We start from the raw sequence: 13,360 nt of genomic DNA, 5'->3' as shown, positions 1-13,360 counted from the left end.
TATTTACGTTGAATGATTAAACACAGGGCTGGAGATATCATGGTAAAACAGGTATTTCCAGCCTTTTTCTTTTCCCTCTTCCCACCATTGTTTGCGAAGCTCCATGCATTTCTTTCCATCGAAATCGTACTTGGCTACAAACCTGCTTTTCATTTGCTGTAATTGCGGTGCGTCATCTCCGCCAAAGAATACGGTTTCATTTCCTTCTGTAATGGTAAATACCTGGTGGTATTTGGAGTGTGCACCTGTTAACTGGTATTGAATATAGCCATCAATAATACCCTGGTCTTCATTTAGCCAAACCACTTTACTAAATTCCTCCAGAATGGCAATGTCTTCCTGTACATAAGAGGCAGAACCAATTCCCATGGCAAATTCAAATTCTCTTCTCTGTACATAATAACTGGCATAGGGGAAAGCAATGAATTGTTCTCCGGTATTATAGTTTCTGGTAGTAATTCCCCCTGCATGGTCTTTGTGCAAATGACTCATCAATACTTTCGTAATCTGTGAAGGATTGTATCCAGCCTTTTCCAGGTTATAATAAATCTGAGGAACACCGTTGGACATATTGTATCCCAGACCTGTATCAATTAATATTACGTCTTTAGCAGTGATGATTAAAAAGGGTTGTATCTCCACCAGCAAACTTCCAATGGGTCTGCTGTTCAATTCTTCTTTCGTAGTGTCGAAAGGAACAAAAACCTTGGTTTTATCAATGGTAAAACTTCCTTCAGATAAGGGGATTATGGTCATAATATTCAATTAGCGCAGCACCATCTGGCGGTCTGCATCCAGTCTTAATAAAATAAAAATCAAAATGGTAAAAGTGAGTAAGGAAGAACCTCCGTAACTAATCAACGGCAAGGGAATACCTACAATCGGAAACAACCCAATGGTCATACTCACATTTACTGCTATATGGAAAAAGAAAATACTAACTACACTGTATGCATAAACCCTGCTGAAAGTACTTCGCTGTCTTTCAGCAATTCGTACAATTCTGAATAAGAGTGCGATGTATAAAATCAGGAAGAAGAAGCAACCTAAAAATCCGAATGCTTCTCCCAGTGAAGTGAAGATAAAATCGGTATGTTGTTCGGGTACATATTTTCCACGGGTTTGAGTGCCTTTCAGGAAACCCTTCCCGGTAAAGCCTCCGGAGCCAATGGCAATTTTACTTTGGCGAACATTATAGTCGTCTGGTTTTCTGGGTGCTTTTTCATTTCCCGTCTGTTGTTTCTTCATCGACTTTACATTGTCTGCGCAATTGTAATCCTTGCCCACCATGCTGTAGATCCGGGTACTCTGGTAGCACTCCAGCACATTGTTGAAAATATAGGGGATAACAAATCTTTGAGTCCCTGCACTGATTAACCAGGCGATGAAAATGATAGTGATGACTCCTTTATTTCTTTTTGCCTGTCTTCTGGCGATGTAAATAAGAAAAACGGCAATTACACTTAAAGCAATCAACAGGGTATTGGGTTCAATGATTAAAGAGGCAATCACCAGTGCGCCAAAAGAAGATCCGATAATCAGAATTTGAGCAGGCAATCCCTCCCTGTACATGGCAATTAAGAAAGAAGTATATACCAGGGCAAGTCCTAATTCGTGTTGTAAAATAGAAAGCACTGCGGGCGCCAAAGTAATGGCACCGCCGATTAACTGGTATTTCAGTTTGCTGAAATCAATTTCCTGTCTCGATAAAAATTTGGCCAAAGCCAGGGCAGTAAATATTTTACAGAGTTCTGCAGGCTGTAGGTTAAAGCCTCCTGCCAAAGGAATCCAGCTTTTAGATCCATTGATATTTTTACCAATCACAAAAGTGGCCACCATTAGCAACAAGCCAAATACATACATCAGATTGGCAAAAGCGGTAAAGAGTTTACTGTCTGTTAAGAGGATGAAAGTTGCAACCAGCACGCAGAAGCCTGCAAAAAACAATTGCTTGCTGTAATTGGTTTTACCTCCAATAAAGGAACTAAAAACATTTACCCCTTCTCTGTATTCTACCATGAAAATGCAGAGGATGCCAATGGCTACCAATGAAGCATAAAGCCAGATAACCGGATAGTCTATCCCCTGTGAAATGCTTTTATTCTTTGTCATTGTCTTCTGCCCTCCATTTTTTTCTTTTTAGATTCAGAAATCAACAGAGCAGCTTTGATTTTATATTTTTCCGTACTGTCTTTTTTGTTACCAACCGGCTTACTTCCTTGTTCCAGAATTGCTTCCGTATTGTTTTTAGGCGCTTCCCTGTTGGGCTCTGCTTCTTCTTTTTCAGCAGCTTCTTCCAATGCCAGTTTAGCCAGGCGGGCTGCTCTCTCTGCATCTTTTCGTGTGTACCAGTTTTTAATAGCCTGTGGAACCAGATCCATATTGGTGATTCTTTCCGCAGTTGCTTTACCTGCTGTACTTAAAGTGTCATTCAGGAATTTCTCCATGATTAATCCCGCAATGGGTCCTGCAGCTACTGATCCATACCCTCCATTTTCCACTACTACAGCTACAGCAATTTTAGGATTGTCTTTGGGCGCAAATGCTACGAACAAAGAGTGGTTTTTTCCGTGTGGGTTTTGGGCTGTTCCTGTTTTGGCACAGTATTCAACCCCTGGAATTTTAATATGAGATGCCGTACCATATACGGTTACATCATGCATGCCATCGTTTACCGCCTGATAGTCTCTATCGGAAATATTGGTTACGGTATGTTTGGTTCGGTATTTATTTAAAAAGGAAGTATCTTCTATTCTTTCATTTTCAATGCTGTCCACAAAATGGGGAGGATAATAATATCCCTTGTTGGCAATGATGCACATCAGGTTGGCCATTTGTAAGGGAGTAGCCGTCATTTTATCCTGTCCAATACCAAGGGTAAGCACACTGCAACTGTTCCATCTTCTGGCTCCGCCAAAAAAGCGATTGTACACACTGGTATCTGGAATATTGGCTTTGTCTTCACTAGGCAAGTCTACTTCTAGTCTTCTACCCAAACCAAAAGCATTCATGTATTCTTTCCATTTTAAATAGCCCTGATTGGGGTTGCCCCATTTTTTATTATCCAATGCTTTTCTAAAAACATCAGAAAAATAAGAGTTGCAGGAATTGGCCAATGCCAGTCTTAAATTGGCAGCATGCCCTGCATTGCTATGTTCACATCTTACGTATACGCCACCACATGCCCCATAACCGCCCGAGCAACCAATACCATAATCAGAAGTAATTAATCCTTGATCTAGTGCCACCAAGGCGCCCAGTGGTTTAAAAGTTGAACCCGGAGGATACTGTCCTTTGATGGCGCGATTGTACATGGGTTTGGCGGTATCCATTACCATTCTTCCCCAGTTCTTTCTTCGGGCATTTCCAGTAAGCACATTCGGATTATAAGTAGGGCTCGAAACCATGCTGATAATGCCTCCTGTTTGCGGATTGATGGCCACTGCACTTCCAATTTTATTCTGTAATAATTGTTCTGCCAGTTGTTGTACTTCTACATCAATGCTGGTGTACAGGTTTCTGCCAGCAACAGGTATGGTATCAAAAATGCCATTTTCATAAGGGCCCTGTATGCGGCTTTTATTGTCTCTGATAAATCTTTTAATTCCTCTTTGCCCCATCAGTACCGACTCATAGGTTTTCTCCAGTCCACTCATTCCTGCATAGTCGCCCATTTCGTATCCCAGGTGTTTATTCTTTCTTAAGTAAGCGGTATCTACTTCCGCAATATAGCCCAGCAGTTGTGCAGCTGTATTAAAGGGATAAGTTCTTACAGAACGTTCACTCAACACAAAGCCCGGAAACTTATACATGTTTTCTGTAAGCTTTGCATAGAGATCCGGCGTTAACAAGGGCTCGAAAATACTGGGACGTACCCTTGTGTTTTTAAAGATGGCGTCGAGCATTCTCTTTTTGTATTCTGCAGTATCAATACCCAGAATGGCGCAGAGCGTAGCTGTGTCAGTGCCTTTAGATTCAGCTGGGGTAACTACTAAATCAAAGCTAATCGTGTTTTCGAGTAATGCTCTTTTTTTACGATCGAAAATAATGCCTCTGTCGGGGTAAATAATTTTCCGATAAATGGCATTGTTTTCTGCAGCCAGTTTGTATTGAGAAGAAAAAATCTGCAGGTTAATGAGCTGAGCGGTAATAACTATAAATACAGCCCCGATAATAATTTGGATAACCCTTCCACGGCTTTGATTAAATACGGACATATGCAGGAAACTGTCAATGGTTTTGACAGCGTGAAATTAAGCAATCTGCAGGGTTGTTTGCGGGAATAATTTTAGCTATTGGTTCTGTACTTGGCTTTTCTGTTAAATAAAAGCTCTGTTAAAAAAATCAGCAGCAAACTGATGCCGGTAGTTCCTGCTACTTTTCCCAGGAAATACCCAAAACTGCCGAACTGCAGCCATTCTAAAAGCACCAGGTAAAAGTGGTGTACAAAAGTAAGCAGGCCTACATAAAGGCCGAAAGGCGCCCAACCCATGCTTTTGATGCTGGGTTCTACATAGCTCTGTTCGGTTGTTTCCTGAGGAATCAATAAGCTCAACAGAAAGGGACGGATATAGCCAATTAAAGTACAGGCAGCGGCATGTAAACCCATGGTTCCTGTAAAAAAATCCATGGTAAGACCAAACAGGAATGATAGTACCAATACACCCCATCTGCCCATTTTAAAAGGCAGCCAAAGAATGAATAAAAAATACAAGGAAGGCACAATGAACTGATGCAATGCAGGAATCTTATTCAGTACAAATTCCTGTAACAGAATAAAAAAGGCAAATCTGAATATATTGGTTAACAAATTACTCATTGATTCTTATTGCGATTTTCCAGTTCTATTTGTTCGTTGTATCGGGTATTGTAAATAACATCTACGTCTTGAACGGTAAAGAAATTCGTAGCGGTTTTAATTTTCAGTGTATAGTAATTGGTAGCCGGATCTTCGGTTATGGAAGCCACTCTTCCAATCATTAAATGCGAAGGGAAGTTGGCAGAATAGGTGCTGGTTAAAACCGTATCTCCTTTTACCACTTTGGCACTTTTAGATACGTTTCTTAAAATCAGCAAGGAAGGATCTGCTCCGTCCCACTCTATGCTACCGGTGGTATTGTCTTTTTTCAACATGGCTGAAACCTTGCTGTTTCTGTGCAACAGACTCATTACTTTACTCAGATTGGCCGACACATCTACTACCACACCCACAATTCCATCTGGTCCTACAACGGCCATTCCTTTTTTAATGCCCTGGTTTTCTCCTCTCTCGAGCATCAGATAATTGTTCTGTAAAGTGTAAGAGTTGCCAATTACTTTGGCAGGCAGATAAATGAATTTTCTGTTTCTGCCCAATGTATCCCGGTAAGAAGTATCAGTAATCTGAAGCGCAGTAGTATCGGGTGAAACGAAATTGCTCGTTAATGCATTTCTTAATCGGGAATTTTCGGCAGCCAGTCGCTGATTGGTTTCTTTTAATTGAAAGTATTGTTGCAGGTTGGCATAATGCTTATTGAAATAACCCGTTACTTCAAAAGTAATTCCGGAGAAATAAGTCTCGTGCGTTTTGCTGGAATTGCTCAGCATCACAATACAAAGAATTTGCAGCAGCAGAAAGCTGAGGAAATTAAAGTATTGCCGTATGAACAGGTAAATATTTTTCAATGCCTATTCGCAGTTCTATCTCATGATAAATGGAAAACGCTGGTAATTTTTCAAAGCCAGTCCTGTACCTCTCACCACACTTTTCAATGGATCGTCGGCAACATGAACAGGCAATTTGATTTTCGCGCTCAAACGCTTGTCCAGACCACGTAAGAGAGCTCCGCCACCCGTCAGGTATAATCCCCTACGGTAAATATCTGCAGCCAACTCAGGAGGCGTTGTTTCCAATGCTTTTAAAATGGCTTCTTCTATTTTGAAAATACTTTTATCCAATGCTTCAGCAATTTCCTGGTAGCTTACCATGATTTGCTTAGGAATACCGGTTACAAGGTCACGACCATTTACCGGCATATCATCCGGCGGATTATCTAAATCTTTCATTGCAGCGCCCACATTAATTTTAATTTGCTCTGCAGTACGCTCACCAATTAATAAGCTATGGTATCTTCTTAATGCTTCCATGATGTCTGCAGTAAATTCATCTCCTGCAATACGAATACTCTGATCGCATACAATACCTGCCAAGGCAATTACCGTTATACCCGTTGTACCACCACCAATATCAATAATCATATTACCAACCGGCTCTTCTACGTCAATACCAATACCCAAGGCAGCAGCCATGGGTTCGTGAATCATGTATACTTCTTTTGCACCCGCCTGTTCAGCACTGTCTCTAACGGCACGCTTTTCTACTTCGGTGATAGAAGATGGAATACAAATTACCATTCTCCAGCTTGGAGGAAACAATGGTTTCTTTGGATAAATCATTTTCATCAACTCGCGGATCATTAACTCCGCTGCGTTGAAGTCGGCAATAACGCCGTCTTTTAATGGACGAATGGTACGAATACTTTCGTGTGTTTTTTCGTGCATCATCAATGCCTTCTTGCCCACCGCCAACACTTCTTTCATGTTGTTTCGGTTCAATGCCACAATAGAGGGCTCGTTCACCACCACATCGTCGTTATGAATAATCAGGGTATTGGCAGTACCCAGATCCATGGCTATTTCCTGTGTAAAAAAATTAAATAATCCCATTGTATGGTTCGGTTCTTAAAAATTAGAATTGCAATGTGTACAAAGGTGCTTGAAAATAGTGGAATTAACAAGGGAATTCAAAGCCAATATCATTTCTGTAGTACATTCCCTCGAAACTGATTTTTTCAAGGGTCTGCTTAGATTTGGCAACGGCATCTCCGATATTTTCTCCATAGGCAGTAACAGCTAAAACCCTGCCACCATTTGTTAAAACCTGATCTCCGCTGGAAATAGTTCCTGCATGAAATACAAGGGTATCTTTCGGAATCTCAGCAGTAGCGGGCAGTTCAATGGTTTTTCCCTTTGCATAATTACCCGGATACCCCCCGCTAACGGCCATAATAGTGGCGGCACTGCGTGGATCAAAACTGATATTGGCATCTTCCAGGGTGCCATTGTCCATGGCCGCGAATAAAGCCACCAGGTCGGTCTGCAGTCTGGGCAATACCACTTCGGTTTCAGGATCGCCCAGGCGGCAATTGTACTCAATTACAAAGGGCTCTCCGCCTACATTCATTAAGCCAAAGAAGATAAAGCCATGGTATTCCAGTCCTTCTTTGGCAAGGCCTTCCACGGTTGGACGTATGATTCTGTCTTCGGTTTTTTGCATGAAAGCCGCGTCCATAAAGGGCACCGGGCTAACACAGCCCATGCCACCGGTATTTAATCCGGTATCGCCTTCGCCAATGCGCTTATAATCTTTGGCATGTCCGATAATATGGTAAGCCGAGCCGTTGGTTAATACAAAAACACTTACTTCAATTCCTTTCAGGAAGGATTCAATCACCACTTTTTCGCTGGCAGCCCCGAATTGTTTCTGCAAAATCATTTCGCTGAAACAGTCCAGTGCTTCCTGGGTAGAATTGGCAATTACTACCCCTTTTCCTGCAGCCAGTCCGTCTGCTTTTAACACCACGGGTAGGGAATGCTGCTGAATATAGGCTTTCCCTGCTTCAAAATTATCAGCCGTAAACTCCGCATAACTGGCCGTAGGGATGCCCTGTCTTTCCATGAATTTCTTACTGAAAGCTTTGCTGCCCTCTAATTGCGCAGCGGCTTTGGAGGGGCCAACTACAATGATATGTTGTAAGGCTTCATCGTTCTTGCAGAAGTCGTAGATGCCTTTTACCAGTGGTTCTTCTGGCCCAACCACCAGCATATGAATTTCTTTTTCTATGCAGGTTTTTTTGATGGCCTCAAAATCGGTAACCGAAATATTGAGATTCGTTCCAAACCCTGCCGTGCCAGCATTTCCGGGCGCTATATACAATTGATCACAGTGATGACTCTGGGCCATTTTCCAGGCCAATGCATGTTCGCGTCCTCCGCTCCCTAATAAAAGAATATTCATGTAGACTAAATTGGTTGCGAAAATAACCTATCCCTTTCATTTTTATTACTATTTTGAGCCAATAACGAAAATGTTTGCTATGACTGAGAAGACCAAATCCATTGGCCATCCGAAAGGACTCTATGTTTTGTTCGCTACTGAAATGTGGGAACGGTTTAACTACTATGGCATGCGCGCCATCCTGGTATTGTTCATGACCAAGGCGCTGATGTTCGATAAAGTATTTGCCTCTAATTTATATGGCAGTTATACCGGACTGATTTACCTGACACCTTTGGTGGGAGGTTATGTGGCCGATCGTTACTGGGGCAATAAGCGCTCCATTTTAATGGGGGGTATTTTAATGGCGATTGGAGAATTCATCTTGTTTTTTTGTGGTGCACTATACAATTCCAATCCGGATGCATCTGCCTGGCTTTTCTTTTCGGGCCTGGGTTTCATGATTGCGGGAAATGGATTTTTTAAACCCAATATTTCTTCACTGGTAGGTCAGTTGTATGCAAAAGGAGATAGCAGAACCGATTCAGCCTATACCATATTCTACATGGGAATCAATGTGGGTGGGGCATTGGGGCCTTTTGTCTGTGGACTGGTAGGCGATACGGGCAATCCCGCCGATTTTAAATGGGCATTTTTAGCCGGGGGGATTGGAATGCTCTTGGGAGTAGCCACCCTGCAGTTTCTGCACAATAAATACGTATTGGATCCGCAGGGAAAAATTTTAGGATTGACCCCTGAAAATGCTCCTGCTAAGTTTTTGAAACCTGCATTTATTGTGGGTTCCCTCCTGGTCTTTTCATTGATTTGTATTGGCTTGATTTATGCCGACGTAAAAATATTCAGTTACTTATTCTATCTGTTAATTGTGAGTATTCTGCTGATTGCTTTTATTGTATTCTCCGATAAAACCCTGACGGCACTGGAAAAGAAAAAAGTAGCGGTAATTTTTACTGTTTCCTTCTTTGTGATTTTCTTCTGGAGTGCTTTTGAGCAGGCAGGTGCATCCCTTACTTTTTTTGCAGAAGAGCAAACCAACCGTGACCTGGGATTCTTTGTAATTCCGGCCAGTTTCTTTCAATCATTGAACTCCACGTTTGTAGTGATTCTCGCTCCTGTTTTTGCCTTCCTGTGGTTAAAAATGGGTAAGAAAGAACCTTCTTCTCCTATGAAAATGGCGTTGGGTCTGTTTTTACTGGCAGTTGGCTATTTGTGGATTGCTTTTGGTGTGAAGGATGTGCAGCCAGGAGTGAAAGTGAGTATGATGTGGCTGACAGGCATGTACTTTATGCATACCAGCGGTGAGCTTTGTTTGTCACCCATAGGATTGTCATTGGTAAATAAGCTGGCTCCTATCAAGTTTGCTTCACTGTTAATGGCGGTTTGGTTTACGGCCAATGCATTTGCCAATAAACTGGCCGGTGTATTGAGTGCCTTGTATCCGGATGGAAAGACAACTTATGTATTAGGCTTTGCCATCACCAATTTATACGACTACTTCATGATGTTTGTGGTAATGGCAGGAACGGCTTCGTTGATCCTGTTTATCATTGCCAGCAAGTTGAAAAAAATGATGGATTAATTTTAAATACCCCCAATTATGTCGCAACCAACCAAGCAATTCAAACCCTTTGTGGCTCCTGAATCCAATATGCCGGAGCTAACCGTTAAGTCCATATTAGTAGGTAGTTTATTTGGTGTAATTTTTGGTGCAGCCACGGTGTACCTGGCTTTGAAAGCAGGCTTAACCGTATCGGCGTCTATACCTATAGCGGTGATTGCAATCACCCTGGGAAGAAGTTTTTAAAACTACCATTTTAGAAAATAATATCATTCAGACTACAGGCTCTGCAGGGGAAAGCATTGCAGCGGGTGTGGCATTTACCCTACCTGGATTTTTATTTTTATCCGCACCGGATAGTGCTTCTTATTTTAATTATCTCACTATTCTGATTCTTTCGATTGTAGGGGGATTATTGGGAACCTTATTGATGGTGCCTTTACGCAAAGCTTTAATAGTAAACGAACACGATAACCTGCCTTACCCTGAAGGAACGGCTTGCGGCGATGTATTGAAAGCAGGAGAGAAGGGAGGTGATTTTGCCAAGACCGCTTTCTGGGGACTGGGAGTTGCATTTGTATATGCGCTTTTGCAAAAAGTATTGCATGTAATTGCAGAGACCCCTTATTATGCTACGCAGCAGATCAATAAATTTTTTCCTTCTGCTAAAGTGAGTGGTGAAATTACTCCTGAGTACTTAGGGGTGGGTTATATCATTGGTCCAAAAATCGGGGGCGTATTGGTAGCAGGTGGCGTGTTGAGCTGGCTGGTATTTATTCCTTTGTTTTCTACTTTGGTTCCACCAGATGTGATTGCCGCACAGTTGGTAAAACTGGGCTATCTAGCAGATATGGCAGTAGCAGGTGGTAAAGGGGGATGGGATCCGGTAGCACATACATTTGCCGATTATTCTTCTGCCATTTATTATGCTTATATCAGACAGATTGGAGCCGGTACGGTGGCAGCAGGTGGTATCATTACCTTAATAAAAACGATTCCTACGATTGTAAAATCGGTGAAAGGTTCTGTAGCATCTTTAAAAGCAGAGAGCGGCGGCAACGCAGGCACAATTGCAAGAACCGAAAGAGATTTGAGTTTGAAAATAGTAGGATTGGGAGCAGTAGGATTAATCTTGTTAATTACTGTATTGCCACAAGTGCCGGGCGATAGTATTTTACAGAAATTATTGATTGGCGTGTTGGTGATTTTATTTGGTGCGCTTTTCGTAACCGTATCTTCCAGAATTGTTGGATTGATTGGTTCTTCCAATAACCCTATTAGTGGTATGACCATTGCAACGGTGATGGGAACCAGTTTGATTTTCTTAAGCGTAGGCTGGACTGGTCAAAGTTTTGAACCACTGGTATTGGTGGTTGGCGGTATGATTTGTATTGCAGCAGCCAATGCAGGAGCCACTTCGCAGGATTTAAAAAGCGGATACATTGTAGGTGCTACTCCACGCAATCAGCAGATTGCTTTGTTTGTTGGGGCCATTGTATCTTCTATTGTGATAGGATTAACCGTTAAGTTTTTAGATAAACCCAGCACGGAAATGCTGAGCCAGGGCATTAATCATGCTATTGGAACAGAAAAATATCCAGCGCCACAAGCTACACTAATGGCTACTTTAATTAAAGGTATTCTCTCTCAGAACTTGGATTGGCAATATGTTTTTGCAGGTGTATTTCTTGCCGTAACCATGGAACTCTGTGGCATTAAGTCCTTGAGTTTTGCGGTGGGAGCATACCTGCCGCTGGCCACTACTTTGCCTATCTTTTTGGGAGGTGCTATCAGAGGCATTGTGGAAATGAAACAGAAGAAAGAAAATGTTCAGATAAGTGCAGAAGAAGAGGAACTGGGCAAGGGCAATTTGTTTGCAACAGGGTTAGTGGCAGGCGGTGCAGTAGCTGGTGTGGTAATTGCCTTTATTGCGGGTTCTTCCGGAGGAGAAAAATTCCTTGCTGCCGTAAGTCAGGAGCACAATCTGGTACAAATGCTTTCAGAGGGCGGCTATTTCGTTTTAGGAACAATATTCTTTACGGCAATGGCGGGCATTCTATACAAAGTAGCTACCAAAAAATAACAGAACCGGCATTAAACCTTTGGTTTGATTTTCTATCTTACTGCAAATTCAGGCTATGAAATTTGCGAAGTCGTTCTGTGGTTGGTTGGGTTTGTTTTTTCTGTTGGCAATCTCTGCAAAAGCGACGGATTCAATCCCCTACAAAAAATATGGCTATACCCCTGCGCAGGCAGCAGCCCGACTATTAGACCGATTTAGTTTTGGCGCCAAACCCGGGCAGGTAGCGGCTGTGGTGGCAATGGGTATAGACAACTGGTTTGAACAGCAACTCGAAGGCAACCAACCCAATGCAGCTCTGGACAAGCGATTGGCTAATTTTAAATCCCTGCAATTGAATAATGATTCTATTGTGAATCGCTATTTAAATGCAGGACAGGTAATCCGATTGGCTACACGCAACGGATTGCTTAACAGAGATTCCATACAGGCCGATCAGGCCGCTTACCGTGCGCAGGTAAGACAGTTAATGGAGCAACAAGGTTATTTGCCCATACAGGAATTGCATCGCGAACTGGTAGTACAAAAAGTATTGAGAGCGGCATACAGCAACAATCAATTGCAGGAAGTATTAACCGATTTCTGGTTTAATCATTTTAATGTATCTGCTACCAAGAACCAGTGTCAGCAATTTATTTATACTTACGAAAGAGATGCGATAAGACCCAATGTATTGGGCAGTTTCAAAGACTTGTTATTGGCAACGGCCAAGCATCCGGCTATGCTGGAATATTTAGACAATGCCAGCAGTGTGAGTGTACGCAATGCACCCAGGATGAATAACAATGCACCGAGAAATGCCAGAGGACTGAATGAAAACTATGCCCGTGAAGTAATGGAATTACATACCCTTGGGGTAGATGGTGGATATACACAGGCGGATGTTACCGCAATTGCAAGGGCGTTGACGGGTTGGAGTGTAATGCAGGGCAATTTTCTTTTCCGGCCCCGCATGCACGACAATGAAGCCAAGACTATTTTAAATAGAATTTTTCCTGCGAATGGTGGCTACCAGGAAGGGATAGATGTGTTAACGATGTTGGCAGAACATCCCTCCACGGCGCAATTCATTTGTACCAAACTGGCCACCCGATTTGTGAGTGATACACCTTCCGCTTCTTTGATTAAGAATATGGTAAAAACTTTTCAGTCAACTGGCGGAAATATAAAGGAGGTATTGCGCACCATGGTGCATGATCCTTCTTTTTGGAAAAAATCGGCACCACATGAAAAAGTAAAATCGCCTTTTGAGTTGGTGATTAGTGCAGTTAGAACCACCAATGCACAGATTGTTCAGCCTTTTCAATTGTTTACCTGGTGCACTAAAATGGGACAACGTTTTTATTATTACCAAGCACCCACCGGATTTCCAGATAGGGCTTCTTATTGGATTAATACCGGATCCTTGTTGAACCGGATGAATTTTGGATTGGCTTTTGCCGCACAGAAAATTCCTGGTGTGCGAATGGATTTAGCAGCGTTGAATAATTATCATGAACCGGAGAGTGCTATGGAAGCATTAACAGTATATAGCAATCTATTATTGCCGCAACGCGATCATAGTGCGAATATTAAGAGAATTACGCCCTCCATTCAGGGTTCGCAAAATTCATTGTCGCAAGTAGTAGGTATTATTATTGGTTCACCAGAATTTCAAAGAAAATAA

Annotated in this window: 11 protein-coding genes; 4 read left to right on the top strand and 7 right to left on the bottom strand. The window is 42.2% G+C overall.

Annotation, left to right across the window (positions count from 1 at the left end; translation table 11 throughout):
• Positions 1–3: 3 nt before the first annotated feature.
• From F777_RS0100150 to purD, 7 genes are all read right to left on the bottom strand, one after another.
• The gene (locus F777_RS0100150; RefSeq protein ID WP_026750264.1) at positions 4–756 is read right to left on the bottom strand and encodes an MBL fold metallo-hydrolase; all 753 of its coding nucleotides are present in this window, start codon (positions 754–756) and stop codon (positions 4–6) included.
• A 9-nt stretch (positions 757–765) separates the two neighbouring features.
• The gene (gene rodA / locus F777_RS0100145; RefSeq protein ID WP_026750263.1) at positions 766–2,112 is read right to left on the bottom strand and encodes a rod shape-determining protein RodA; all 1,347 of its coding nucleotides are present in this window, start codon (positions 2,110–2,112) and stop codon (positions 766–768) included.
• Complete coding sequence (mrdA, locus tag F777_RS0100140) at positions 2,109–4,217, bottom strand: penicillin-binding protein 2 (RefSeq protein WP_026750262.1); 2,109 nt, start codon at positions 4,215–4,217, stop codon at positions 2,109–2,111. Before mrdA ends, rodA begins: the two co-directional genes overlap by 4 nt.
• Before the next feature lie 71 nt (positions 4,218–4,288).
• Positions 4,289–4,819 (bottom strand): rod shape-determining protein MreD, encoded by a 531-nt coding sequence (gene mreD, locus F777_RS0100135; protein WP_026750261.1) that lies wholly within the window; start codon positions 4,817–4,819, stop codon positions 4,289–4,291.
• On the bottom strand, positions 4,816–5,664 hold the full coding sequence (gene mreC / locus F777_RS0100130; protein WP_026750260.1) for a rod shape-determining protein MreC: 849 nt from the start codon (positions 5,662–5,664) through the stop codon (positions 4,816–4,818). The genes mreD and mreC overlap by 4 nt, the downstream gene beginning before the upstream one ends.
• A gap of 15 nt (positions 5,665–5,679) precedes the next feature.
• A complete protein-coding gene (locus tag F777_RS0100125) occupies positions 5,680–6,705 on the bottom strand; it encodes a rod shape-determining protein (RefSeq protein ID WP_026750259.1) in 1,026 nt (341 codons plus the stop codon).
• 64 nt (positions 6,706–6,769) lie between these two features.
• Complete coding sequence (purD, locus tag F777_RS0100120) at positions 6,770–8,056, bottom strand: phosphoribosylamine--glycine ligase (protein WP_026750258.1); 1,287 nt, start codon at positions 8,054–8,056, stop codon at positions 6,770–6,772.
• Between the two features lie 79 nt (positions 8,057–8,135).
• Here purD and F777_RS0100115 point away from each other — a divergent pair, with 79 nt between their 5' ends.
• From F777_RS0100115 to F777_RS15115, 4 genes are read left to right on the top strand one after another with little or no spacing between them, the layout of a single operon-like run.
• Complete coding sequence (locus F777_RS0100115) at positions 8,136–9,635, top strand: peptide MFS transporter (protein WP_026750257.1); 1,500 nt, start codon at positions 8,136–8,138, stop codon at positions 9,633–9,635.
• Positions 9,636–9,653: 18 nt separating this feature from the next.
• On the top strand, positions 9,654–9,860 hold the full coding sequence (locus tag F777_RS18465; protein ID WP_255326212.1) for an OPT/YSL family transporter: 207 nt from the start codon (positions 9,654–9,656) through the stop codon (positions 9,858–9,860).
• Positions 9,832–11,697 (top strand): OPT family oligopeptide transporter, encoded by a 1,866-nt coding sequence (locus tag F777_RS15120; protein WP_255326211.1) that lies wholly within the window; start codon positions 9,832–9,834, stop codon positions 11,695–11,697. Before F777_RS18465 ends, F777_RS15120 begins: the two co-directional genes overlap by 29 nt.
• A 55-nt stretch (positions 11,698–11,752) precedes the next feature.
• Positions 11,753–13,360, top strand: coding sequence for a DUF1800 domain-containing protein (locus F777_RS15115; RefSeq protein ID WP_051408322.1), 1,608 nt, complete (start codon positions 11,753–11,755; stop codon positions 13,358–13,360).

Origin of the sequence: Sediminibacterium sp. C3 (genome assembly GCF_000508085.1) — a bacterium.
Lineage (GTDB): Bacteria > Bacteroidota > Bacteroidia > Chitinophagales > Chitinophagaceae > Sediminibacterium.
Note: the sequence above shows the minus strand (reverse complement) of the source record. Positions and strands in the feature narration are given on the sequence as shown.